Raw genomic sequence first — 25,396 nt, 5'->3', positions numbered from 1 at the left:
CAATAAAGGTACCAAATCGAAAGAGGTGGCCAAAATGAGTACAAAAAAAGTATACAGTTTCTTATCACAAGCATTTGTTTTTTCAGCTATTATGTTTGTTTCTCATATTATTGCAACGCATTTACCAATTCCAATGCCTTCATCAGTAATCGGATTAGTCATTTTGTTTAGTCTATTATGTTTAAAGGTTATCAAATTGGAACAGGTTGAATCACTTGGAACAGCATTAACAGGTATTATCGGATTTTTATTCGTACCATCTGGTATTTCCGTTATTAACTCTCTTGGCGTAATGGGGCAGTACTTTGTACAAATCATAACTGTTATCGTTGTTGCAACAATCATCTTATTAGCAGTAACAGGTTTATTTGCACAATTTATTCTAGGCAAAGACGAAAAAGAAACAACAGATACAAAACAATTAGATGTTGTAAATAAAGGACGCAAACACGGAAAAGTTGCGTAATATATTAGACCATACATGGTTAGGAGGTAATGAACATGGCAAGCACAATGACTCCATATTTCGGAATCGTCGTTTCATTAATCGCATACGGGATCGGAACATTCTTATTTAAACATTCAAAAGGATTTTTCTTATTCACACCACTGTTTGTAGCAATGGTACTTGGAATTGTCTTTTTGAAGGTTGGTAACTTTACATTTGAAGAATATAATACTGGCGGTAAAATGATTAGTTTCTTCTTAGAGCCAGCAACAATTGCCTTTGCAATTCCGTTATATAAACAAGTTGATAAGCTGAAAAAATATTGGTGGCAAATTTTATCTGCTATCGTTGTTGGGTCTATTTGTTCAGTGGTTGTCGTGTTCATTGTCGCAAAAGCAATTGGCTTAGATACATCTGTAATGAACTCTATGTTACCACAAGCAGCAACAACAGCAATTGCATTACCACTATCTGAAAGCATTGGCGGTATTCCAGCAATTACATCTTTTGCAGTTATCTTTAATGCGGTTATTGTGTATGCACTTGGTGCTTTATTCTTAAAAACATTTAGAGTGAAAAATCCGATTGCAAAAGGCTTAGCGCTAGGAACAGCAGGACATGCACTTGGCGTTGCAGTTGGGATTGAAATGGGTGAAGTAGAGGCAGCGATGGCAAGTATTGCTGTAACAGTAGTTGGGGTTGTAACAGTTGTTGTCATTCCAATGTTTATGCCATTCATCGCGTAGCAGGATATATTTGTGAAAAATAAAGGCAAGCTATTCGTAGAACAGATTTCTACTGATAGCTTGCTTTTTGTGTTACAGTAGTCGTAAGACCTATTTTATATGAAAGAAAATAAGATTTTCCTTAAATCTTCATTAATACTTTGCATAATGCGTTCTGAAAAGGACCATTGTATTGTAAAATAGAAAGTAACATGATTTATAGGACAGGAGAGATCACTCGTCGATTATGCAAATGAAAAACCTGTTTCAAAGCAAAGGATTCCAAAGATTACTTGTACTACTTATACTTGCCCTTATGCTGTATGGGCTAAGAAGTATGTTTAATTTAATTTTAATTACGTTTATTCTTACGTATTTAATGGATCGATTCCAAAAGTTTATTTCTCGAAAATTGAATCATTTTATGCCGATTAATCGGAAAATTATTATAGCATTTTTATATGTAATGTTAGTTGGTGGAATTTTCATTACATTATTTAAATATCTACCAGTATTGACGGTGCAAATCTCACAATTGATCTATCAGTTCAACGTGTTTCTTAAAAATCCACCAGATAATGAGATTATCAAGGCTTCAATTAATGCAATTAACCATATGGAACTTTCTAAATATGTGGGGCAAGGTGTAGATATTCTTTATAAATCTATTGCCAATGTCGGAAAATTTGGCCTGCAATTTTTACTTTCTCTCATTTTAAGTTTATTCTTCTTACTAGAGAAAGCTCGTATTGTTGCCTTTACTGCAAAATTCAAAGAGAGCAGACTTGCTGTTTTTTATAATGAAATTGAATATTTCGGAAAGAAATTTGCTCGTTCGTTTGGGAAAGTAATTGAGGCGCAGTTCCTAATTGCAATTGTCAATTGTATTCTGTCAGTGATTGCACTATGGATTTTAGGATTTCCGCAATTACTCGGTTTAGCGTTAATGATTTTCTTACTCGGTTTAATTCCAGTGGCTGGTGTCATTATTTCGCTCGTTCCGCTTTGTATGATTGCTTATAATATTGGTAGCATTACGTATGTAATCTACATTTTAATTATTGTTACCGTTATTCATGCACTTGAAAGTTATGTCTTAAATCCAAAATTCATGTCACAAAAAACAAATTTACCGATTTTTTATACATTTATGGTGTTAATTTTCTCAGAACACTTTTTAGGTGTATGGGGACTTATTATCGGTATTCCAGTCTTTATGTTTTTATTAGATGTGTTAGATGTGACGAGTGATGAGAAAGAAAAAGATCTTGCTGAAAAATAAAGTAAAAGAAAAAGCATCGGTGTCCGATGCTTTTTCTTTCATATTGTCTATCTTTATATGCCATACTGTAGGAAGAATAAATAGTGAGGTGATGCGAATTGACTATAAATGAAAAAGTAGAGCTTGCTACATTTGCTGGAGGCTGTTTTTGGTGTATGGTTTCACCATTTGAAGAGATGGAAGGCATAATTAAGGTTGTTTCAGGTTACACGGGTGGGCATAAAGAGAACCCAACATATAAAGAAGTATGTTCTGAAACAACAGGGCATTATGAAGCGGTACAAATTACATTCGATGCAAATAAAATGCCGTATGAAAAATTATTGGATATTTATTGGAGACAGATTGATCCAACAGATGTCGGCGGCCAATTTCATGATCGTGGACAATCTTATGAAACCGTAATTTTTTATCATAGTGAAGAACAACGTGCACAAGCAGAAGCTTCAAAAATAAAACTTGCTGAGAGCGGTCGTTTTTCGAAACCAATTGCTACAAAAATTCTCCCTTCAGCTACTTTCTATCCAGCTGAAGAATATCATCAAGGATATCATAAGAAAAATGCTTTTCGGTATGAATTATATCGCCAAGGGTCAGGACGAGATGCTTTTATTAAAAAACATTGGCCAAAAGATAATGCACACTTAAAAGAGCGATTAACAGATATGCAATTTTATGTAACACAAGAAAATGGGACGGAGCCACCGTTTCAAAATGAATATTGGAATCATAAAGAGGAAGGTATTTATGTGGATATTGTTTCTGGTGAACCACTATTTACCTCTTTAGATAAATTTGATAGTGGATGTGGGTGGCCAAGTTTTACAAAGCCAGTTATGTCAGCTAGTGTAAAAGAGAAAATGGATGTTAGTCACAATATGACGCGTACGGAAGTAAGAAGCAAAGAAGGAGATTCCCATCTTGGTCATGTATTCCCCGATGGACCAGGGCCAAATGGCCTCCGTTATTGCATTAATTCAGCAGCACTTCGCTTTATTCCGAAAGAGGAACTAGAGAAAGAGGGCTATGGGGATTTTCTCATTCTGTTTGGAAATAAAAAATAACCTCGCTGCACGCGAGGTTATTTTTTTATTTTACTATTTTCTTTTTCTTTTTAAATTTACTAAGCACTTCATACACAATTGGAACGATAAGAAGTGTTAATAATGTAGAACTTGTTAATCCACCAATTACCGTTACTCCAAGGCCTTTAGAAATTAATCCACTGCCTTCAAATCCTAGTGCAAGTGGGATAAGAGCGCCAATTGTTGCAATTGCTGTCATTAGGATTGGACGTAAGCGTGTTGCGCCAGCTTCTAATAATGCTTCGCGTGTTGATAGACCTTCATTCTCTTTATGAATAACACGGTCGATGAGAACAATCGCATTCGTTACAACGATACCGATTAACATAAGGGCACCAATCATTGCTGATACACTTAATGTCTCACCAGAAATCAATAGGGCAACAAGAGCACCAATGATTGTAAATGGTAGCGAGAATAAAATCGCGAATGGTGCAAGGGCACCGCCGAATGTAACGACAAGAACGAAGTATACAATGGCAATCGCAGCCAACATCGCTAAGCCGAGTTGCTGGAATGATTCTTGAATATCTTTTGTTACACCGCCCATAGACACATCTACACCAGAAGGAAGATCCATTTTATCTACTTCTTTCTGAACAGCAGCAGATGCTTTGGAAACATCATCGGATGTTAATTTTGCACTTACTTCTGCATAAACGCGGCCATCACGATGGGTTACTGTATTAGAAGTTTCACCTTCTTTTACAGTCATAACATCTTTAACAGCTACCTCGTTACCAAGTGGTGTTGTAATTTTACGATTTGTTAAATCATCGATAGTTTCATAATTTTGTTTTTCAGCTTCTACATATACGTTAATATCTTTACCATCTTTTTTTATGGTTGTAAGAACAGGGCGATCATGTTGATTAGAAAGTCCCATTCCAATCTGCGCAGCAGTTAGACCCATTTTACTTAGTTTTTCTTGATCTGCCACTAATGTGTATTCTGCGTATGTTTTTGCAATACTAGAGTCGGTATCTTTTAGGTCTTTATTCTTTTTCATGATATTTTGAATATCTTTAACGACAGGTTTAATGTCTTCTGAGCTATCTCCGTATACGTATAGCTTAATTTCATTGCTACCGCCACTAGCCCCGAAGTCTTGGCTCTTCCATTCACCTTTTCCTGTCATCTTTTGCAAGTCTTTAATTACTTTTTCTTTCTCTTTTTCAAAGTTTTTCGTGTCATTATCATACTGAACGAAGAACATAGCTTGATTTGTTTGCCCTGGGCTCATTGGGTTTTCTCCACCTAATGAGAACTGAATTGTTTTTACATCCTTTTTATCTTGGAAGTGTTTTTCAGCTTTTGTTGTTATTTTTTCAACGTCTTCCAATGTTTGTCCTGGTTCAGGGTTATATGTTGCAATAATCATTTTCTCTTCTTCGGATGGTAAGAAACTTACACCGATAATTGGTACAAGTGCAAGGCTACCTACTAATAAAAGAATAGCGATGCTAGATGTAATGATTTTATGATTTAGTGCCCATTCAAGCACTTTTTTATAGCCATTTGCTAACCTACTTGGTTTTTCTTCATGATGTACTTGCTTTTCTCTCATACTTTCCTTTTTGAATAAAGAGTGTGCTAGCATCGGTACAATTGTAACTGCTACAAGTAATGAAGCTAATAAAGCAAAGACGATTGTTAAAGCAAACGGTAAGAACATTTCACCAATCATACCTTTTACAAGTCCAAGAGGTAAAAAGACCGCAATTGTTACAATTGTAGAGGACATAATTGGAACAAACATCTCTTTTGTCGCTTCACGAATTAAGTCTCTACCTTTTAATTTTTCGTCTGATAAGGACATACGTCGGTAAATATTTTCAATAACAACGATCGAATCATCGACAACGCGCCCAATGGCAACGGTCATGGCTCCAAGTGTCATCATATTAAGCGTAATATCCATCTGTTTTAGTACTAAAACGGCGATTAATAAAGAAAGTGGTATAGAAACGACAGAAATCAATGTTGTTCGGATATTGCGTAAGAACAACATAATAATGACAATGGCAAAGATTGCACCAAAGATGGCTTTGCTTAGCATTGTCTCAACTGATTTTTCAATTGGTGCACCTTGGTCAAATGTTGAGATGATTTCTAAGTCTTTATATTTCTTCTCAAAGTCTTTTACTTTATCTTTGACCGCATTTACAACGTCAACTGTATTCGCATCGGCAGCTTTGACAATTTGAATGCCGATTGCTTCTTTTCCATTTGTACGAGAGATGGATTCAGCTTTTCCAATTTCTTTTATATCAGCAATTTCTTCTAATGTAACAGTAGGGATACCGTTAGCTGCAGCTGGATTCATCTGCGGTGCTTGAGCCCCTGCTCCTGGATTACCTTGATCACTTGCTGCTGAAGGAACAGCAGGAATCTTCATTTCTTTTAAAGCTTTGAGTGTTGTGATATTACCATCTACAACAACTGATTTTTCCGTATCTTTAAAAGTATAAAGTCCAAGTGGTAAAGATACGTCAGAACCTTTAATGAGATTTTTAACGGTATCTTCACTTAAACCTAATTCTTTCATCTTATCCTTTTTGAAGACAAGTTGTACTTCATTTACTTGTTGTCCCGAAATTTGAACAGATGCAACACCATCAAGTCCTTTTAGTCCTGGGACAATATTTTTTTCAACTTTTTCAGTTAAGGCAGCTAAAGATTCATCTTTACTTGCTACGCTTAATGAAATAACAGGAAAGGCATTGAAGTTTACTCGAGAAACTTTTGGATCTTGCACGCCTTCTGGTAATTTTACATTTGCGAGTGCTTCTTTAATTTCAGTTTCAGCTTTCTCCATATTCTTCTCAAAGTCATATTCTACTTGAATAGAAGAGGCATTTTGATAAGAGGAAGAACTGACAACATTGACTCCGCTTAAATTCTGCAGTTGCTGTTCCATCGGTTTAGATACCTTATCAGCTACTTCCGCTGGTGTAGCACCAGGATAAACCGTTGTTACTGTTACAACAGGTGTTGTAATGTCAGGGATTGTTTCTAGCTTCATATTAAGCCCAGAATAAATTCCTGCCACGGTAACGATAATGGTTAATAGCCAAACTGCGAACTTGTTTTTTAACGAAAAGTTAATAATTTTGTTCATGTTTGCGCTCCCTTTTTTAACATGTATTGACCAACTGGTCAGTCTAATACATAATATAACTGACTGAGTGGTCAGTCGTCAATGGAAAAGGATGATATAATAAAAGGCAGTTAAAATCTTATGATGCGAGATTGAATTAGGAGAGAAACCATGAAAGAAAAAGAACGTTTAATTATAGAAATGGCAATGAAGTTATTTGCAACTAAGGGCGTGAATGCAACGTCAGTTCAAGAGATTGTAACAGCATGCGGCATATCCAAAGGGGCTTTTTATTTATATTTCAAGTCGAAAGATGAATTGTTATTAGCGACACTCCGATATTATTATGACAAAATCCATAAAAAGATGATGGATCTTGATAAAGAATCATTAGTTCCACGTGAGAAGTTTGAAAAACAATTGTATTGTCAGTTTAGTGATGTACAAGAGCATAAGGAATTTATTATTATGCATGCAAGGGAAAGTGCTATTCCGTTTAATAAAGAAGTAGAAGCATTTATGATGAGAATGAAGCTCGAGTCACATGCATTTTATCGAAATAGTTTATTATCAATTTATGGTGAACAGGTTATTCCATACCTGTTAGATCTTGTTATTATGGTAGAAGGGATATGCAGGGGTTATTTAGAGTTGATTATTTTAAATGCAGCTGAAATAGATCTATTTCATGTTTCATCATTTATTGTAAAGAGAATGGATAATATTGTAGCAGGTCTTGTACAATCTAAGGATATGCCTGTTTTACATGAAGAAAAGCTAAGACAATTCTTTTGTAGTTCAGAGCTTATTAAAGAGCAGGCAAAAGAGCATTTTTTACAAGAAATTGTTACGTTCAAACGTACATTAGCAGATCAATTAGAAAACGATGAGTTGTTAGTTACACTGGATGTTTTGGAAGCTGAAATGAGACTACTAAATCCAAGAATCCCGGTGATTCAGGGGATGTTGGCAAATTTGAAGTCATATGCTAAGTTGAAAGATTTTCGGTTGAGGTTAGCGGGATATTATCATATAAAAGTGTTTTAAACGGTAGAGTATGTATAAATTTAAAGTAATTTTAGTGAAAATCCGTGTCTTTTCATCAAAAGACACGGATTTTTAAATTAATTAAAGGGATTTAATATTTTCTTTAATTTATGATAGAATTGTTTGGTAAATGTTACTAAGGTAATTTTATACAAAGTGATATTTGGAAGGTTGTTCGTATAATTAAAGGAGGAGTAGTAAGTGGATATAGCGGTCTTAGTACCTTGTTATAATGAAGAGATAACAATAGGTAAAGTAATTGATGATTTTAAAAAAGAATTACCAACTGCGAAAATTTATGTTTATGACAATAATTCATCTGATCGTACATCAGAGGTGGCATTATCGCATGGGGCTATTGTGAGAAAAGAATTCCGACAAGGAAAAGGGAATGTTGTCCGTTCCATGTTTATGGACATTGAAGCTGATTATTATATTATGGTTGATGGTGATGATACGTATCCGGCTGAATTTGTACATTCAATTTTAGAACCGTTGATAAATAATGAGGCAGATATGGTTATTGGAGATCGTTTGTCAAATGGAACCTACGGAAATGAAAATAAAAGAGCATTTCATAACCTTGGTAATAATCTTGTAAAAGGCTTAATTAATAAGTTATATAAAAGTGATATTGAAGATATTATGACAGGATATAGAGGATTTAATAAGTTCTTTGTTAAATCATTCCCAGTTATGAGCCCAGGGTTTGAAATTGAAACGGAGCTGAGTATTCATTCTTTAGATAAAAGAATGAAACTGAAAGAGATCCCAATTGATTATCGTGATAGACCAGAGGGTAGTGAATCGAAATTAAATACATTTTCTGATGGTATGAAAGTATTAAAAACAATCTTTACATTGTTTAAAGACTATAAACCATTTGCATTCTTCTCTGTATGGTCTAGTGTATTTTTATTATTAGGGCTTATTGTAGGGGTTCCTGTAATTATTGAATTTTTCACATCCCAGTATGTAGCAAAAGTTCCTTCTGCAATTCTTGCTGTTGGGTTCGTGGTTTTATCCATGCTAAGCTTCTCTTGTGGTTTAATTCTAGACACGGTTGTTTCTAATAATAGAAAACAGTATGAAATGGAATTGCACCGTGTTTATGAAAGAGTAGGAGGAACTGAGCGTGAAGCAAGCAAATGTTAGTTTAGTAAGAATAGCTATTATTCTACTACTTGCTGTGTTTTTTGGAATCGGATTTATTTTCTTCTTCTATCCGATTCGTGATGTATCGACTACTCATTTGATTATTAGCTTAATTGCAATTAGCGTTTTATTTTCTATTACTTTCAGCCGAAAGACATTTGAACCGTACTATCAACTAAAGCGTAGAAATCAAAGATTTTCTTTTACTTTTCTTACGTTATATACATTATGTTTATTACTCAGTTTAAAGGGTGAACAGTATTATTTACAAGATAACAGTACTTTCACGAAAATCTATGTGTACGTATCAACATATATTGTGTTGTTTGCACTCACATTGGTAATTGTTCGGTTTCTTTTCCGATTACGTAACGATAAGAAGGACGTTAGTAAAGTTCATATTCTTTGGTATGCAGTACCGAGTATGGCTGTTTTTTCTTTATATTTAGCTGGTCTTTTCCCAGGGATTATGACAGTGGATTCTTTATTCCAATGGATCCAAATCCATATACTCGAATTTAATGATTGGCATCCTGTTGTACACACATGGTTTTTATTATTACTTACAAAGATTTGGGATTCGCCAGCTGTAGTTGGTATTGCGCAAATCTTAATCATGTCATTTGTATTTGCTTATGGCGCTTATCGGTTTAGAAAACAAGGTGCGAATAAATGGATTGTTTACTTAGCGATCGTAGGTTTTGCATGTATGCCAATTAATGGTGTTTATTCTGTAACACTATGGAAAGATATTTTATTTAGCACAGCAATCATGTTCTTAACCATTTTGCTGTTTAATATTGTTAGTACGGAAGGAAAATGGTTACATAAAAACACAAATGTGCTACTATTCTTTATAGCAAGTGTGGGCGTTGTGTTCTTCAGACACAATGGTTTTCCAGCCTTCTTTGTTACAATGATCATTTTCTTTATTATTTTTAGATTTAAGCTTGTTAAAATGTATGCGGTCGCTATTGTTGTAATCGCACTGCATTTTATCGTAACTGGACCTATCTTTTCATATTTTCATGTAAAGCCATCGGACCCAAACGAAGCTTACGCAATACCGATTCAGCAAATTGGTCGAGTAATTTCATATGATGGTAATATTACAAAAGAACAGTTAGAGTATTACGGACAAGTATTACCGTTAGAAGAGTGGAAAAACAATTATAATCCATATATTGCGGATCCATTGAAAGGAAGTCAAAATTATAATCGTAAGTTTCTATACGCAAACAAAGCTGAATTCTTTGAGCATTGGTTAGAACTATGTAAACAAAATCCGAAACTAGTTACGGAGAGTTACTTAGATATTACCTCTCTTGTGTGGCAAATTAAGGTGCCAGCTGATGGATATACATCTACTTATGGAAAAGAGCCACCATCTCCTGAAGTGCTAAAAGAGCATCGTATTAAAGTTGCTTATGGAAGTGAAAAAGTTCAAACTGTACTAAGCAAAGTACTTACTAAAGTTGAGAATAGTCCTTTAAATATTTTAAATCGTCCTGCAGTTTACCTGTTTATTATGATTTTATGCTTATTTGTAACAGCTATAAAAAGTAACTGGAAACTTATTTTAGTAGCCTTACCATGTTTATTAAATGCAGGAACAGTGGCAGTTGCTTTACCAGCCCAAGACGTGAGGTATTTATATGCAAACATTTTAGTTACGTACATATTGTTCTTAATGGCGAGTGTACAGGTGAAACGAGAGCAGCAATCATGATGAATGGACTAGGGAACTCTATTAAAAATAACCAGATTGGTATTGTGCTTATTCTTATAGCATCTTTCAGTACCGCAGTTGGACAGCTTCTTTGGAAGTTGTCCAATGGTCATATAAATTTATATTTTTTAATTGGATTTTTTATGTATTTTGTAGGAGCAGCACTTATGATTGTAGCTTTTCGTTTTGGAAGTTTATCGGTACTACACCCTTTGTTAAGTATGGGATATGTATTTGCACTTTTCTTAGGAACATTCTTTTTAGGAGAGTCTTTAACGTATCGGCATATTTTAGGAACAATATTAATTGTTATAGGAGCTGTATTAATTGGCGGCAGTGATACTGAAAGTTAGTTTACTCATATTCATGACAATTTTAGGTGCTTTAGGTGGCTATTTTTTTAAAAAAGCAACATCGAATGGAATCGGATTTCAGAAGAGCTTTCTTATTAATTTCATTATAGGAGGCATTCTGTATTCAGGTGGCGCAATCTTTAACATTATCTTGTTAAAATATGTTCCTTATACAATTGTATATCCATTAACAGCTATTACGTATGTATGGTCATTGGTCATTGCATATTTCTTTTTATCGGAAAAGATTACAAAAAGAAAATGGATTGGTGTGAGCTTTATTATTGTAGGTGCCTTAGTCATTAGTATGTAACGGATATAGAAAAGGTCATTGAGGATAGTGTCTCAATGACCTTTTTATGTTCATTCTTCAATGTTCTCAATCTTTGTTATCCCAATTTTAATGAAGAGTTAGTTTATGAAATATGAAAGAACATTGCGTAAAGCATTCATATTTGTAATGATTTTTTATCCCGCATTAACGGGCAATAATACACTCACCTCAAACTTCAGAAAAGGTAAAGAAATCAGATGGAGGATGAAGAAAATCCTCATTAATTAAAGGAGCACTTTATTTACTAATAGAGGATGTTTTTACATTATTTCTTTTGGTTACTGCTCTTTTTGTTATCAGTTTATAGCACATGTATATGCCATAACTTTGGATAATGGTGAAACTTGGAATAATGAAATAACGGTATCGTGCCTGAATTTCTATTAAGAAATGAATGAGTATATATCCAATAATTAGTAAACAAAAAGGAGTATAATAATAATTTTTTTGTTTCGTTGCTATGAGAGATAAGAGTGATACGATACCGAATAGCATAGTTGCTATATACATATAGCGTTCATATTTTAAGGAAGTCTCTTTTAAATCTTCTTTACCTTCCATATTTAAGCTCCAATATGGAGATGCATCGATATCCCCCCACATAAGAGCAAACTTATTTTTAAATAAAGCTAAAACCTCTTGTTTATCAGCTAGTCTTTCTTTAATGATTCTCTTTTCTTCAGCCTCTCGCTTTTCACCAATTTTAAAAGACATAATATGAGCTGCGTCTGTATCTGAATAGCTTCCCCTTGTTTCATGGTTGAATCCCAAAACAAATTTCCATAGGGAGTCACGGTTTGATAAAGGATACTGTGTAATTCCGGATGTAATGAAAGCGTAGCTTATTACATAGTGTACAAGATAGAAGACAATTAAAATCCCACTTAGTTTTTTGAAAGAATTGAAAATCACCTTTTTCGTTTGTCCCAACATTCCTTGAAGGAAAATATAAATAACTACGGCTACTAAAATTAGCATGCCGAGTGGACGAATGATGTCTCCTAGAGATAATGTAAGACCTATGAAAATCCATGTATATTGGCTACTTAGTCCTTTTGCAATTAATAAATAAAATCCAAGATAGAAAAGGAATGTAGCAAGATGCTGGTTTGTTAATACTGAGGTCATCATAATACTTGGAATATATAATGAATACAGTAATCCAGCAATACGTCCAGACCATTCATTAAAAACTTTTTTAGTAATGAGATAAATGAGTAATACAGTTCCTGTGCAATATAGAACATTTAATAATTTGAGTGGGAAAGCTCCTTCACCAAATAATTTAATAATGAAAGCTTGATACATTGTAAAGCCAAGTTGATAAACCCATGTAGTAAAATACGTGCCTTGAGCAAAGCTAAAATCTCCATTAGCTGCTTGCACTGCGCTATTATACAGCATTTCAAAGTCAGATTCGATGAGAGTGGGTATGGTTATAATCCAAATCAATCGAATAGAAAAAGCTAAGATAGTTAGTAAAACAATAAATGATATCTGGGAAATATATTTATTTACAATATACCCTAGAAGAAGTAGGAGAAGTAGAATTATAACAATGATTGGGAATATAATCAGGATTCGAGTCCAGAAAGTATCTCTAGTAATGATTACAGAATTCCATGTGGTAAATATAAAAATAATGAGACACAGTATCAATAAACATTTTGTTAAAAGGGAATTGATTTTAGTGGAGGATATACTTTTCATTTTGCGTTCATACTCCTTGTATATCCATACTTTTAGTAATGAGATATTACATGAGATGAAATTTATTTAAGTAAAGTACGGATAGAAATTTTGTTCTATATAGTAAACATTTTCCTTGCATAAGAAAGCAAGGAAAATGTTTTAGTATTTAAGCTTTTTGTTGTGCCCATTCTTCTACATTCCAAACTTTTGTTACCCAATCTTCATAAAAGTCTGGTTCATGGCATACGAGAAGGATTGTTCCTTTATATGCTTTCATAGCTTTCTTCAATTCTTCTTTTGCTGTAACGTCAAGGTGGTTTGTCGGCTCATCAAATAATAGCCAGTTACTTTGTTCACCCATCAATTTACATAAACGAACCTTTGCTTGCTCTCCACCGCTTAATTGGCTTAATGGACGAGTGATGTGTTCATTTTTTAGACCACATTTCGCTAACATTGCACGAATTTGATGTTGGTCTAAATTCGGGAATGTGTTCCACACATCATCGATAGGTGTTAAGTTATCTGCTTTTACTTCTTGTTCAAAGTATGCTGGTTCTAAGAAATCACCAAGACTTGTTTTTCCGTTTAATGGTTTAATTTTTCCAAGGATTGTTTTTAATAATGTCGATTTACCGACACCGTTACACCCAACAATTGCAATTTTTTCACCGCGTTCAATTGTCATTGTTAGTTTTGGTAATAGTGGATGTGTATATCCGATTTCTACGTCTTCCCCTTCAAAGACAAAGCGACTACTCGCACGGCATTCTTTGAATGAAAATTCTGGTTTAATCGCTGTTTCTGGGCGATCGATACGCTCCATGCGGTCAAGTTGTTTTTGACGGCTCTTTGCACGGCCCGTTGTAGAATAACGAGCTTTATTTTTTGCAATGAAATCTTCTTGCTTTTTAATGAATTCCTGTTGCTTTTGATAAGCATTTAAGTGTTGATTTTTATTGATTTCTGCAAGTTCTAAAAACTTCTCATATGTCGCTGTGTAACGCGTCATTTTTGAGAATTCTAGATGAAAAATAACATCGACACATTTGTTCATAAATTCCGTATCATGGGAAATTAATAGGAACGCATGTGGATATTCTTTTAGATAATTTGTTAACCATTGAATATGTTCAACGTCTAAATAGTTGGTAGGCTCATCCAGTAATAGTACTTCTGGCTGTTCAAGTAATAGCTTTGCAAGTAATACTTTTGTACGTTGTCCACCACTTAATGCAGAAACATCACGATCTAAACCAATTGCATCAATTCCAAGACCACGCGCAGCTTCTTCAATTTTAATATCTAATAAATAGAAACCACCTGCTTCAAGCGCATCTTGAATCTCTGCCATTTGATCAAGAAGTTCTTCTAATTCCTCCGGCGTAGCTGTTCCCATTTTCTCAGTAATGATATTGAGTTCTTTTTCTTTCTCAAATAAAGGTAAGAACGCATCTGTTAATACGTCACGAATTGTTCTGCCCGGTGTTAAGATTGTATGTTGGTCTAAATATCCGTAATGTGTACCAGGTGTCCATTCTACGCGTCCCTCATCATGGATAAGTTGTCCAGTAATAATATTCATAAATGTTGATTTACCAACGCCGTTTGCACCAACTAAACCAACATGTTCTCCTGCTAATAAACGCATTGATACGTCTTTAAATAGTGTACGATCACCAAATGTATGACCTAAATTTTCAACTGTTAATAAGCTCATAATGTCCTCCGTCCATTTCAAAATAGTATCTTGAATCATGATACTAAATTCTCGGATATAATGCTATCCTTTCAAAATGTATATTTTTTCAAAAATAGGATTGCTTTTTTTTTGGAAAAACAATACAATATAATTGACCAGTGGTTAATTATATTGTGAGGTATGAGAAATGTCGCCAAGAAGAGCAGTTAAACAAGAATTAACGAGAGAAATGATTATGAATGCAGCGAGGGATTTATTTATAAAACAAGGGTATCAGCATACTTCAATGCGTAAAATCGCAGCAGAATTAGGATATAGTCATGGCTCAATCTATTATCATTTTAAAAATAAAGCAGAGCTTTTTTATGCGATGGTTGAACAAGATTTTCGATTATTGGATCAAAAACTAGATGAAATTAATGCTCTAAATTTAAAACAGGAAGAGCAATTAAAAGCGGTTTTATTTGGCTTTATTGAATTCGGTTTACGAAATCAAAGTCATTATGAAATCATGTTCTTGATTAAAGACGATGAATTAAAAGAATGTTTAGCAGATGGACCAAATGTTAGTTATGAGAAGTTCGCTTCTGTTATATCTTCTTTATGTAAAGGAAATATAAATGCGATGACAGTATGGTCTGTTTTTTTATCATTACACGGATTTGTTGCACATTATTGTGGAAGTGATCAAACATTTGAAGATGTAGAAGATTTAGCTAAAGCACATGTGAATTTTATTGCAAAATCGCTTCTGATGTAAGTGATTTTCTTTTTAACATTAATTGAACAGTGGTTAATTAAAAGGGGGATATGGTGATGAAAAAGGCGTTAGTATTGGGAGCATCTGGAGCAATGGGGTATGCAATTACGAAAGAGTTATGTGCCAGGAGAATTGATGTAGTTGCTTTTGCAAGAAATAAGATGAAGCTGGAAAGGTTATTTCACGGAGAAGAAAAGGTACAAATAATTGCAGGAGATGTATTTCAACAATTGGATGTAATGGCAGCAGCTGAAGGTGTTGATGTTATTTTTCACGCTGTAAATATCCCGTATACAGATTGGGAAGCAAAACAGTCAAGACTACTAAATAATGTACTTGAGACAACGAAATATTATGGTGTTAAATTGGCAATGGTAGATAATATTTATGCGTACGGAAGGCAGGGGCGAGAGAAGATAACGGAGGAAGCAGAAAAGAATCCGCACACAAAGAAGGGGAACATTCGCTTACAACTTGAAATAATGGCAAAGCAATATGGCGTGCCAGTGCTTATTGCTCATTTTCCAGATTTTTATGGTCCGAATGCGGAAAGTACGCTCATTCATCATACGTTACAAAGTGTTCTTGAAAATAAAATATCTAGCTTTGTTGGGGATAAAAAGCTTGCGAGAGAATATATATTTACACCTGATGGAGCTAAGGCAATTGTCGAATTAGCATTACGTGATGATGCATACGGACAGAACTGGAACATACCCGGTTCTGGTGTGATTACAGGGGAAGAGATGATTCAATGTATGAGAGAACTAACAGGATATAAAAAAACTGTAATGACTGTAAAAAAACGTATGATAGGGATGCTTGGTCTATTTGATAAACAGATGAAAGAGTTTGTGGAGATGGTATATTTAACGGAAGAACCGGTAGTGCTCAGTGGAGAGAAGTATGAACGATATATAGGAGAAGTTCCGAGGACAGCGTACATTGATGGTTTGCGGGAAACAATTGAGTATATGAGGTCTAGAGTTGAAATTGGTTAGGTTATTGATTGTTTTCTATTAATATTGTTAATATTAAGATATATTGATGTAAAATTAGTTCAATTAATAATGAAAAAAGGTTACTTCCTTATATCTTGGAAATAACCTTTTTATTATCGTATATGCATCAGTAAAAAGGTTTACTGAGAACTTTTTTGTCTGCGTTTCTTTTCAAAAACCATTAATAGTATACAGATGATTAATGAAGTGATGGATATGATTACACCTAATTTGAAATATGGAGTGACATAAGTCATTTCAATGGTATGGGATCCTTTTTGAATCGGAATACCGATGAATGAAGAATTTGCCTTTACAAAGCTTGCCTCTTTTCCATCTACTTTTACAGACCATCCTTTACCATATGGTACGGATAGATATAATAATCCATCTTTTTTGGAATTTATATCACCTTTTAGGTAATTATTTTTTATATAAATATTTTGAAGTCTATTCTCTTTTAAAGCTGTTACTTTTTCTTTCATGTTTTGATAGTTGGTAACATTAACTTGTAAGTCTTGAAGAGAATACTCACCTGGATCTATAGAAATAGTTAATTCTGATGGGTGGTTATTTTTTCCTAAGTTATAGACAAATCGTTCTAATGGATAGGAATAAGCACCGTCTTCATGACCTTTTGTCATAGATTTTCCATTGATATTGACTGTAAAAGTATTTTTATTTACATCTTTAATCTTCAGCTCAACGAGATAGTCACCTAGAACATTAGAAGAGTCAACAGGTACGATCATACGTCCGTTTTCATGGACAGTTAGTATATCGCCATTTTTTTCGATATTTTCCCATTTGATTTGATCATGATGAATAGGTAATGATTTAGAATCCAGTTTATTTGTATCAAAATGAGCTAATGAATAATTTTTTGCATTATTAACAACTACAGCATCTAATAGTAATTGATCTCTTTGTGCAAAGTTTAATTTAGAAAACTCTTCTTCACTTATAGCGGAATCGTATACAACTCCTAATGGCAATGCATTTTCATTTTCATAAATATTATGCGTCCCCACTTGTTTTAGTAACTTATAATCATATGGGATATTTTCCGGAGTTACGTCTGCGCCCATTACATAATATTTAACACCTAGCATGTTTTCTAGAAATAGTCGGTTATCTAATTGGAAGAACATTGAAGGGGTATCAGTTTTTTGCATAACATTGTATTTGTTTTTCATAAAGTCATGGACATAAAAATCAACTAAACTTTGGTAAGTGCTCGTGCCATGATATTCTTGAACAAACGGCGTATTGTGAACACTATTTGGGTTGATAACTCGATAGAAATCTTTATCTTGATTTTGTATATAACGAATTGCAGCTATTTCTTCTTTATTATCATAACCAGATGCATGTAATGTTTCTTTTGTGACTCTAGCTTGTCCGAAATATTCACCGAGCGATTTATCGGAATAGGCGTAATTTACAATTGCTAAATTAAAAAGTATATTGAGAGCGATTAAAAATTGTATGAATTTTTTTGGTACAAATCGCCATATGCTCAGCATAATAATAGAAGCAACAATGACACCCATTGTAATATAATCAATTTTTGTAAATGCTTTGCCATTTACGTTTAATTTGTGATTAAATCCATAAATAAATGTTCCACTAGCAAGTACAATAGTTGTTAGTACATAGATGAATTTACTTTTATGACTAAGTAGCCAATCTAATATATACGCAATAGCTTGTGCAATTACAAATACGAATAAGAAAAACCATCTTGATTGCATTGCTGAAAATCCATTAAAGACAGAATAGGTATATGGAAGTAGATAAAGTATAAACATAAATATTGTAAATAATACTTTATTAAAAATCGTTTTTTCACGAATGAATAAGCCCATAAAACCTAGGAAAAGTAAGAATACAGGTAATGCTAATTGGTATTCTGGATCATGAATGAAAAAGATACTTTCTACTACATTTTTATAAAATGAATCTTCAAAGAATAGCGGAATATGGAACTTTTTCGATAAGCGATCCGCACTTAATACACCATTTACAGAAGGAATAAAGCAAAAAGCAGCTAATCCTAAGGATAAGGCGTATAGTAAAGCAATTCTTATATAGTATGTTACAAAGGATTTAATCGATTTATTTTGTTGTGTAGCGAAATATTGGAAAAAAGCATAAATATAGATAAAGATACTTATCATAAATGCAAAATAAAAATTTGATGCTAACATACAAGCTGTAGCAAATAAAAAGAGTCCTTTTTTCTTTTCAATAATATATTTATCTAGTCCCCATATTACTAAAGGTAGAAAAACAATAGCATCCGCCATAAAATCCCATAATAAAGAATGACGGATAAATGTGATACATCCACCGTATATAATGGAAGCAATAAAAGAAGAAAAGGCTGTTTTTTTATGATAACGTAAAGAAACATACATAAAGAGCATTGCTAGAAAGTTTTTTATAATACTCATGTATAATTTCAAATCAAAAATTTGCTCAAGGTTTAGTTTTGGAAGTAATAATGTGATCCAAAAGAATGGGGCTGTACTATAATAGTAACTAAATTCTTTGAACAAATCTCCGCCTAATCCATAGTTAAAAGACCAAAATAGGTTTCCATCTTTAAAAGCATGTTGAATTAGAAATGTGAAAAATCCAAATTGGGTTAATGCATCTCCTGTACTGGAAAAAACATTATCTGATTCTAAAAAAAAGAAATGAAAAATAAACGCACATGCAATCAGTAATGGAATTACAATGAGAGTGCTTTTTGTAATCCATTTACGATTATTCTGTTCTACATTCATTACAAAATAACTCCTTCTAAGTAGTGTTTTTTCAAAGTGTATCTTTTATGTGCACTACAGTTGAAAAAATAATAGTACTGTAGTGCTATAACAACTATATCAACATAAAGCAAACAATAGCTGTTATATGTATTATTAAATCATATGAAATTAACAGTATTGCCCAATCTACAGTATATCATTCTGGGAAAACAAGTCAATTTGGCATGGGAGTACACACTCAGCATCATATAAAGGCTTGGAGTAAAGTAAAAAAAGATCAAAATATTAAGGAGATATTTTGATCTTTTTTGTCTAACCAAGTATGTTACGCTTCTTTACGAGCTAATTTTTTATTTACAAACCCTAAAATTAAACCACGTATTTGTGGGTCAATTGCGAGACCAATGATACCGTACAGTATACCAGTAAGCGTTAATGCAACGAGTGGTGGTAAATTAATTAATATAACGCGATATAAACCGTAACTAATTGCAAATGCTAGGGTATTAAATATAATCCCTTTAAATAATAGTTGGAATCCTTTATGAACAAATAAAGTAAATCCTAATAATAAAGTAACTTCTGTTAGGATAGCTGCGGCAGCAGCACCCATCATTCCGAATTTGCTACCTAATACGATATAACTGATTACGGCAACTGCTAAACCAATTGCCATTGTTGTCGTACGTTTCCACTGCTGTCCAATTGTTGTTAAATTGTCAGCAAGTGGATAGTTAATGGATTGCAAAATAACCATAAATGCTAAAATAGCAAGCGCATTACCTGCTGGTGCATATTTTTCTCCTAGTAGACTAACAATCCAAAAACTTGGGTCAGCGATAAACGGAATAGAAATTCCCATTCCTAAAAAAGACATAAGTTTTAATTCAAAATGTGATAATTTTCTATGCTCATCAATATTTTTTTCATTTCCAAAAGCGAATAGTTTTGGATAAAAGGCAGCCGCAATTACACCAGGTATTTGATAAAGTACTGCTGGGATTTTCGATGCAGCTCCAAAGAATCCGACTTGCTTTAATGTCGAAACCTTCTCTAATATGATTGGACCTAGCTGTGGCAGTAACATAATGATGATTCCATTGATTGTGAAAACAAGCAGCTGATCTAAAATTTTTCTATCCCAACCTTTATGAATGGTTGTATAGCGGATTACCATTATAAATGCGATCAGTCCTGTTACAAGGCTTGATACCCCGTACATTGCTGCAACCATCATAAGCGACCACTTAAAAGACATTCCTAGTAAAAGTGCAACTGCTGCTGTTAGACCTTGTAATACAGAGATGATAGCAGTGAATTGCATACGTTCTGTTACTTGGAAATAGGCCATTCCTACACCTTGTAAGGTTGCCCCGAACATTGTTGGCAATACAATTAAATATACCATCGCGCGTAAGTAAGCATTGTCATAGAAAAACTGTGCGAAAATGGCAAAGAGAATAGAAATGACAACGGCTAAAACTAAGCGAACACGTAAATAACTACTTATGAGTTCACTAATATTAGCACCTTGTTTCGTTCCTTCGCGCATAAAGGTATGTGTTAAACCTGCGTCTGTAAAATAACAGATAACAGCTGAAACAGCTAATGCGGTTGTAAACATACCATAATCTGTTGGCGAAACATATCTCGCAAAGAGAATTGTAGCAATAGCGAGTACAAAACGAACAATAATATTTCCTACAAAGAGATAGGATGCGTTTTTAAGGATTTTATTTGTTTTCATTGAAAATACCTTTCTATTCTTCAGGACTGAATTTGTCCTATTTGTAACAATGATTTATTTACAAAAGAATGTTTAGAATCATATTTTTATTTAAGAAAACATGAATTTGATTCGTACGAACCAAAGCATTGCATATAGTTTTTTACTTCGTTTTCCGTTTTTAGAATAAATTTTGCGGCAATACTTCTTTAAATCTTTCTTAATCAAGTTAATTTGTGATTTTTCTAATTTTGAGTTCTCTTTAATATAGATACAGGCATTATTAATAACTGTATATGGGAATAGGTATGTCTCTAAGATTTGAATAAGTTCTTGAGAATCCTTTGTTATCAAATCTTGAGATTTTTGATGAACCCAGTCTTTCATCCGATTGAATACCTCTAACTCTTTTGTTGTTTTTAATTCATAATCTTTATATTTAGAAGAAAGATTTCCTTCAGATAAAATTCGATAATATGTTAAATATTCATCGACGTAGCACACGTTTGTAACACTCATCAGTTTAAAGAGAAACTCTAAATCTTCTCCCCAGCTGCAGCCAGGTGTAAAGCGGATATCGTGATCCATGACAATAGAACGTTTAAAAATCCATGTACTCGTTTGAGCAACAACTTGATGTGTTAAGAAGGCTTTTGTCATATCCCCCTTGATGAAGTTTGTTACATGCTCTACTTTCTCACCTGTTTCTTCATAGAAGTTCATATATCCACAATAACAAGCATCCATGCTGTTCCTATGCATACTTTCCACTTGTTTTTCTATTTTACTTGGATGCCATAGGTCATCGCTATCAAGAAAAGCAACATACTCACCATTAGCGTGTTCAATTCCTGTGTTACGAGCAACAGATACGCCTTGATTGTTCTGATGAACATATCTCACTTGCTCAGGATATTTTTGCTGAAATTCTTTTACAATAGCAGGTGATTGATCTTTACTTCCATCATCTACAACTACAATTTCAATGTTTTTATATGTTTGATCTAATATTGATTGCATCGTTTCTTCAATATATTTTTCCGCATTATACAGCGGGATAACAACTGAAACGAGGTGTTTTTGTTCTATCATAGAATTTTATCTCCTCTAGTTTTTTATGTTTTGCATCATATATATAAGCCTTTTTTAAAGGAAGAAGATTACAAGAACATCTGTATAAGTTTACCGCATATAAACTTTGTAAAGCAACTCTCTGTTTTTTGTATAATACGCTTTAAAATACTAGAAAGTATATGTTTTATTATAAAAAACCTTCCTTTTTTATTTGTATTTAAAAAAGGAAGGTAAGGTATTTATTGAATATTCCAAGGTTTATTTAAGGTTAATACTTCGGCCATTTCTTTGCTTTTTAAACGCCCTTTTTTTCGACTTTCAGCACGTTCTAATCCTGTTTCATATAGCCAATGTTCTTCCTCTGTTTCAGGTATCACTTGTGGTACGGAAGAAGGTTTACCATCTTTGATCGCTACGAATGTAATAAAGCAAGTTGCAGCAATGCGGCGTTCCCCAGATAATAGATTTTCTGCAACGACTTTTACGAACACTTCCATAGAGGATTTCCCAGTATAGCAAACGAATGCCTCATAGCAAACGGAATCAGTTTGGTGGATTGGCGTTAAAAAGTCAACGGAATCAATTGAGGCTGTAACACAATGTTTACGGCTATGCCTTGCTGCTGCAATAGATGCAATGCTGTCAATTTCCGCTAATAATTTTCCGCCAAATAATGTTTGGTGATTGTTCAAATCATTTGGGAAAACACGTGTTGTTTTAATTGCTTTTGATTCTCTCATAAATTTTTTATTCATATAATCTACTCCTATTTATGTTTTCAATCAGGGCGGCATGTAGTGTGTATTGTATAAAATCTCATTCGTTAGCTAGGTGATTGAGATTAGATAAGGAATTTGTTTTATCAAATATAAAATAATGTTGTATTTCTATGCGTGTAACTGAAAGAAACTTTGTTTTGTATAGATTGTAGTGTAAAAGAGGTTTCGCTTACATTGCAAGTGAAAGGTGGCTACTACACTTTTGCCATACAAATTTTCTAACAGCCATGTATCTATTCGTGGTAGAATCGTTGTGTTATGAATGGAAATAGAGGTGCAATGTACATATGAATCACATACAAACAGGATTTAGTAAAATAATTGTTGGAATTATGTTTTTCTTTTTTGCTTACTCTTGCTGGAACGCTTTCGAGGGAAGTAAGCAATTTTTTGGTGGAAGCTCTACGAGTTTAACGATTGTATTATTTATTTTCGTTATACTTCTTTTACTTCTTTCATCTATTTTGCAATATCGATTTACAGATAAACAATTTCTCATTTTTTTGATGAGTATGACGTTACTTGTCAGAATAGGAGCAGTTCTTTTTTTAGATGCCTCAGTGATCGGTGATACGAGAGCTATGTATGAAACTGCAAAACAGGTTGCATTAGGAAACAGTGGTAACATAAATATTGTGGGGCAATTACCTTTCGTTATATATGAGTCATTTTTGATTCGGATGTTTGGTGATGCTACATTTGTTTTACAACTATGTAATATTTTATATTGTGCAGGAATCGTGTTTTTCATTTATCGAATTGCGACAATTTTATTCCAAGAAGAATGTGGTCGCATTGCGGCAATATTTTATGCACTATACTTGCCAAATATTCTTTCTTGCCTAGTATTAACAGGGGAACTATTCTCTATATTTTTATTTTACTTCGCCTGTTATATATTGCTCCATAAGGGATTAAGTCACTCTTACATGTGGGCATGTGCAGCGATATTACTTGCTCTTAGTAATATCATTTATCCAGTAGGAATATTCATCATTATTTTGGTACTTGTATATGTGTCACTAGTGGAAGTATTTCAAAGTGCAGACAAACAAAATGTCTTGTTGAAAATGATTGGAATTGTTGCTGTGTTTTACGCCACCCATTTTGGTATGAATTATGGGGTTCAAGCGATGGGAATGAAACAGTATACAATTTCTAATCATGCGTATGTGCAGTCAATTTTAATCGGAGAACAACGAAATAAACAAGAAACGGCTCAGGCACAAAGTATGAAAGAGAGTATGAATCAAACATTAAAAGAACTAGAAGTAGAACGGTTAGCTTCTCTTAAACCAAGTATAGATCAACTATCATCAGAAGGAATGAATGGGATACTGTTAAAAAGTGAAAAGCTTATCTATCTAGTTGTTACTTTATTTATGGCAATCGCCTTATTACATTTTCTTATTCAAAAGCAAAAGAGCGAAGGGTATATGTTGTTATTGTTACTTATAGCAGGATATATTGTTATGAGGTTTTTGGATAAAGATATTGTATCTGGTGGCTTAGTTATACCAAGCGTTTTTATTTTACAAAGCTTAGGGGCTTATATGCTGTTATTTTATTGCCAAAAGTTATTCTTTAAAAAATAAAGTGAAGTAGAGAGGTTCGCATCTTACTTTTAAAGGGATTTTGAAATATAAAAGAAAACGTACCACTTGTAATGAAGTGAACCCAAAAAGTTAGACAAATATTCTAAGCAGCTAATAAGGATTGGATTCTGTATTCCACAGGGCTCAATCCTTTTAGTTTTGTCTTAATACGTTTGTGATTGTAATAGTAAATATATTTTTCTAATTCCAAAGTAAAATGTTCCATACTTTCAAACTCTTGTAGATAAAGTAATTCAGATTTTAATAAGCCAAAGAAATTTTCAATGACTGCGTTATCTAAACAGTTTCCTTTACGGGACATACTCTGTGTAATTTGATGTTCTTTAAGTAAGTGCTGGTATCGAGCCATTTGATATTGCCACCCTTGATCCGAATGGAGTATAGGGGAATCACCTTCGTTTAAACGCTCAAACGCTTGATCTAACATCTTTGTAACGAGTGGAAATACAGGTCGTGTTTCTATATTATAAGCAATGATTTCACCATTAAAGAGATCTAAAACTGGCGATAAATAGAGCTTCTTCCCGAATAAATGGAATTCTGTCACATCCGTAACCCATTTCTCATTAGGCTTAGAAGCCTTAAAATCACGCTGAAGAACATTTGGAGAAATTCTTCCAACATTTCCACGATAAGAACGATACTTCTTCATGCGGACAAGACATTTTAAACCTAGCTCAACCATTAATCGACGTACCGTTTTATGATTGATTGAGTAACTTCGATTTTTTAATTCTAACGTGATGCGTCGATACCCATATCTTCCTTTATGTTCATCGAAAATCTGTTTAATGATTTCTTTTACTTCTTTGTATTTGTCAGGGCGAGTAAATTGTTTCACCCAGTAGTAATACGTACTACGCGCAATCTCAGCTATTTTCACTAAGTGACTTACCTTAAAAACATGCCTTAATTCATAAATTACTTGCGCTTTTTGACGTTCTGAGATTTTCTCTCCTCTTGAACTAAGGCGTTCAACTTTTTTAAATATGCATTTTCCATACGTAAACGCTC

The 25,396-nt window shown here is 33.6% G+C and carries 19 protein-coding genes and 2 pseudogenes; 13 read left to right on the top strand and 8 right to left on the bottom strand.

Going from position 1 to position 25,396, the window contains the following annotated elements; all coding sequences use genetic code 11:
* Nucleotides 1–34: 34 nt before the first annotated feature.
* The 5 genes and pseudogenes from lrgA to msrB all read left to right on the top strand — a co-directional run bounded on the left by lrgA (nt 35) and on the right by msrB (nt 3,519).
* The gene (gene lrgA, locus Y7E_RS0104090; protein ID WP_017150048.1) at nt 35–466 is read left to right on the top strand and encodes an antiholin-like murein hydrolase modulator LrgA; all 432 of its coding nucleotides are present in this window, start codon (nt 35–37) and stop codon (nt 464–466) included.
* Between the two features lie 35 nt (nt 467–501).
* The gene (gene lrgB, locus Y7E_RS0104085) at nt 502–1,194 is read left to right on the top strand and encodes an antiholin-like protein LrgB (protein ID WP_017150047.1); all 693 of its coding nucleotides are present in this window, start codon (nt 502–504) and stop codon (nt 1,192–1,194) included.
* Nucleotides 1,195–1,420: 226 nt separating this feature from the next.
* Nucleotides 1,421–2,455 carry an AI-2E family transporter gene (locus tag Y7E_RS0104080; protein ID WP_017150046.1) on the top strand — a complete coding sequence of 345 codons (1,035 nt, stop codon included), beginning with the start codon at nt 1,421–1,423 and terminating at the stop codon, nt 2,453–2,455.
* Between the two features lie 98 nt (nt 2,456–2,553).
* Nucleotides 2,554–3,021 (top strand): annotated as a pseudogene (msrA, locus tag Y7E_RS34970) (peptide-methionine (S)-S-oxide reductase MsrA); the annotation flags it as partial.
* Between the two features lie 45 nt (nt 3,022–3,066).
* A complete protein-coding gene (gene msrB / locus Y7E_RS34965) occupies nt 3,067–3,519 on the top strand; it encodes a peptide-methionine (R)-S-oxide reductase MsrB (protein ID WP_371388579.1) in 453 nt (150 codons plus the stop codon).
* Between the two features lie 25 nt (nt 3,520–3,544).
* Here msrB and Y7E_RS0104070 read toward each other — a convergent pair whose 3' ends face one another.
* On the bottom strand, nt 3,545–6,661 hold the full coding sequence (locus Y7E_RS0104070; protein ID WP_017150044.1) for an efflux RND transporter permease subunit: 3,117 nt from the start codon (nt 6,659–6,661) through the stop codon (nt 3,545–3,547).
* A gap of 150 nt (nt 6,662–6,811) precedes the next feature.
* Here Y7E_RS0104070 and Y7E_RS0104065 point away from each other — a divergent pair, with 150 nt between their 5' ends.
* The 5 genes from Y7E_RS0104065 to Y7E_RS0104045 all read left to right on the top strand — a co-directional run bounded on the left by Y7E_RS0104065 (nt 6,812) and on the right by Y7E_RS0104045 (nt 11,237).
* The gene (locus Y7E_RS0104065; protein WP_017150043.1) at nt 6,812–7,687 is read left to right on the top strand and encodes a TetR/AcrR family transcriptional regulator; all 876 of its coding nucleotides are present in this window, start codon (nt 6,812–6,814) and stop codon (nt 7,685–7,687) included.
* A 201-nt stretch (nt 7,688–7,888) separates the two neighbouring features.
* Nucleotides 7,889–8,842 carry a glycosyltransferase family 2 protein gene (locus tag Y7E_RS0104060; RefSeq protein ID WP_017150042.1) on the top strand — a complete coding sequence of 318 codons (954 nt, stop codon included), beginning with the start codon at nt 7,889–7,891 and terminating at the stop codon, nt 8,840–8,842.
* Nucleotides 8,823–10,571, top strand: coding sequence for a DUF6020 family protein (locus tag Y7E_RS0104055; RefSeq protein WP_017150041.1), 1,749 nt, complete (start codon nt 8,823–8,825; stop codon nt 10,569–10,571). The genes Y7E_RS0104060 and Y7E_RS0104055 overlap by 20 nt, the downstream gene beginning before the upstream one ends.
* Nucleotides 10,568–10,924 carry a DMT family transporter gene (locus tag Y7E_RS0104050; RefSeq protein ID WP_017150040.1) on the top strand — a complete coding sequence of 119 codons (357 nt, stop codon included), beginning with the start codon at nt 10,568–10,570 and terminating at the stop codon, nt 10,922–10,924. The genes Y7E_RS0104055 and Y7E_RS0104050 overlap by 4 nt, the downstream gene beginning before the upstream one ends.
* Nucleotides 10,908–11,237, top strand: coding sequence for an EamA family transporter (locus tag Y7E_RS0104045; RefSeq protein ID WP_026049084.1), 330 nt, complete (start codon nt 10,908–10,910; stop codon nt 11,235–11,237). The genes Y7E_RS0104050 and Y7E_RS0104045 overlap by 17 nt, the downstream gene beginning before the upstream one ends.
* Nucleotides 11,238–11,495: 258 nt before the next feature.
* Here Y7E_RS0104045 and Y7E_RS0104040 read toward each other — a convergent pair whose 3' ends face one another.
* Together Y7E_RS0104040 and Y7E_RS0104035 are read right to left on the bottom strand one after the other, a co-directional pair.
* Nucleotides 11,496–12,968, bottom strand: a complete 1,473-nt coding sequence (locus Y7E_RS0104040) for an ArnT family glycosyltransferase (RefSeq protein WP_026049083.1) — start codon at nt 12,966–12,968, stop codon at nt 11,496–11,498.
* A 148-nt stretch (nt 12,969–13,116) separates the two neighbouring features.
* Entirely contained in the window at nt 13,117–14,727 is a 1,611-nt protein-coding gene (locus Y7E_RS0104035) for an ABC-F family ATP-binding cassette domain-containing protein (RefSeq protein ID WP_081584544.1), read from the bottom strand.
* A gap of 112 nt (nt 14,728–14,839) precedes the next feature.
* Here Y7E_RS0104035 and Y7E_RS0104030 point away from each other — a divergent pair, with 112 nt between their 5' ends.
* On the top strand, nt 14,840–15,412 hold the full coding sequence (locus tag Y7E_RS0104030) for a TetR/AcrR family transcriptional regulator (RefSeq protein ID WP_017150035.1): 573 nt from the start codon (nt 14,840–14,842) through the stop codon (nt 15,410–15,412).
* Nucleotides 15,413–15,468: 56 nt separating this feature from the next.
* On the top strand, nt 15,469–16,413 hold the full coding sequence (locus tag Y7E_RS0104025) for an NAD-dependent epimerase/dehydratase family protein (protein ID WP_017150034.1): 945 nt from the start codon (nt 15,469–15,471) through the stop codon (nt 16,411–16,413).
* 140 nt (nt 16,414–16,553) lie between these two features.
* Here Y7E_RS0104025 and Y7E_RS0104020 read toward each other — a convergent pair whose 3' ends face one another.
* The 4 genes from Y7E_RS0104020 to Y7E_RS0104005 form a co-directional block, all read right to left on the bottom strand.
* Nucleotides 16,554–19,205 carry a YfhO family protein gene (locus Y7E_RS0104020; RefSeq protein WP_017150033.1) on the bottom strand — a complete coding sequence of 884 codons (2,652 nt, stop codon included), beginning with the start codon at nt 19,203–19,205 and terminating at the stop codon, nt 16,554–16,556.
* Between the two features lie 307 nt (nt 19,206–19,512).
* On the bottom strand, nt 19,513–20,934 hold the full coding sequence (locus Y7E_RS0104015) for an oligosaccharide flippase family protein (protein WP_017150032.1): 1,422 nt from the start codon (nt 20,932–20,934) through the stop codon (nt 19,513–19,515).
* 90 nt (nt 20,935–21,024) lie between these two features.
* Nucleotides 21,025–22,005, bottom strand: coding sequence for a glycosyltransferase family 2 protein (locus Y7E_RS0104010; protein WP_017150031.1), 981 nt, complete (start codon nt 22,003–22,005; stop codon nt 21,025–21,027).
* Between the two features lie 221 nt (nt 22,006–22,226).
* Nucleotides 22,227–22,742, bottom strand: coding sequence for an acyl-CoA thioesterase (locus Y7E_RS0104005; RefSeq protein ID WP_017150030.1), 516 nt, complete (start codon nt 22,740–22,742; stop codon nt 22,227–22,229).
* Between the two features lie 311 nt (nt 22,743–23,053).
* Between Y7E_RS0104005 and Y7E_RS0104000 the strand changes: the two genes are divergently transcribed.
* Complete coding sequence (locus tag Y7E_RS0104000) at nt 23,054–24,361, top strand: membrane protein (RefSeq protein WP_017150029.1); 1,308 nt, start codon at nt 23,054–23,056, stop codon at nt 24,359–24,361.
* A 103-nt stretch (nt 24,362–24,464) separates the two neighbouring features.
* Here the strand turns inward: Y7E_RS0104000 and Y7E_RS0103995 are convergent.
* A pseudogene (locus Y7E_RS0103995) lies at nt 24,465–25,396 on the bottom strand (IS3 family transposase); the annotation flags it as partial.

Source organism: Bacillus bingmayongensis (assembly GCF_000299035.1).
Lineage (GTDB): Bacteria > Bacillota > Bacilli > Bacillales > Bacillaceae_G > Bacillus_A > Bacillus_A bingmayongensis.
The sequence above is the reverse complement of the archived record's forward strand: the minus strand, read 5'-3'. Positions and strand labels throughout refer to the sequence as shown.

Excerpts from the sequence above, each read along its gene's own strand:
- lrgA (WP_017150048.1), top strand. The coding sequence starts at position 35 with ATGAGTACAAAAAAAGTATACAGTTTCTTATCACAAGCATTTGTTTTT.
- lrgB (WP_017150047.1), top strand. The coding sequence starts at position 502 with ATGGCAAGCACAATGACTCCATATTTCGGAATCGTCGTTTCATTAATC.
- Y7E_RS0104080 (WP_017150046.1), top strand. The coding sequence starts at position 1,421 with ATGCAAATGAAAAACCTGTTTCAAAGCAAAGGATTCCAAAGATTACTT.
- Y7E_RS0104070 (WP_017150044.1), bottom strand. The coding sequence starts at position 6,661 with ATGAACAAAATTATTAACTTTTCGTTAAAAAACAAGTTCGCAGTTTGG.
- Y7E_RS0104065 (WP_017150043.1), top strand. The coding sequence starts at position 6,812 with ATGAAAGAAAAAGAACGTTTAATTATAGAAATGGCAATGAAGTTATTT.
- Y7E_RS0104050 (WP_017150040.1), top strand. The coding sequence starts at position 10,568 with ATGATGAATGGACTAGGGAACTCTATTAAAAATAACCAGATTGGTATT.
- Y7E_RS0104040 (WP_026049083.1), bottom strand. The coding sequence starts at position 12,968 with ATGAAAAGTATATCCTCCACTAAAATCAATTCCCTTTTAACAAAATGT.
- Y7E_RS0104030 (WP_017150035.1), top strand. The coding sequence starts at position 14,840 with ATGTCGCCAAGAAGAGCAGTTAAACAAGAATTAACGAGAGAAATGATT.
- Y7E_RS0104025 (WP_017150034.1), top strand. The coding sequence starts at position 15,469 with ATGAAAAAGGCGTTAGTATTGGGAGCATCTGGAGCAATGGGGTATGCA.
- Y7E_RS0104020 (WP_017150033.1), bottom strand. The coding sequence starts at position 19,205 with ATGAATGTAGAACAGAATAATCGTAAATGGATTACAAAAAGCACTCTC.
- Y7E_RS0104015 (WP_017150032.1), bottom strand. The coding sequence starts at position 20,934 with ATGAAAACAAATAAAATCCTTAAAAACGCATCCTATCTCTTTGTAGGA.
- Y7E_RS0104010 (WP_017150031.1), bottom strand. The coding sequence starts at position 22,005 with ATGATAGAACAAAAACACCTCGTTTCAGTTGTTATCCCGCTGTATAAT.
- Y7E_RS0104005 (WP_017150030.1), bottom strand. The coding sequence starts at position 22,742 with ATGAATAAAAAATTTATGAGAGAATCAAAAGCAATTAAAACAACACGT.
- Y7E_RS0104000 (WP_017150029.1), top strand. The coding sequence starts at position 23,054 with ATGAATCACATACAAACAGGATTTAGTAAAATAATTGTTGGAATTATG.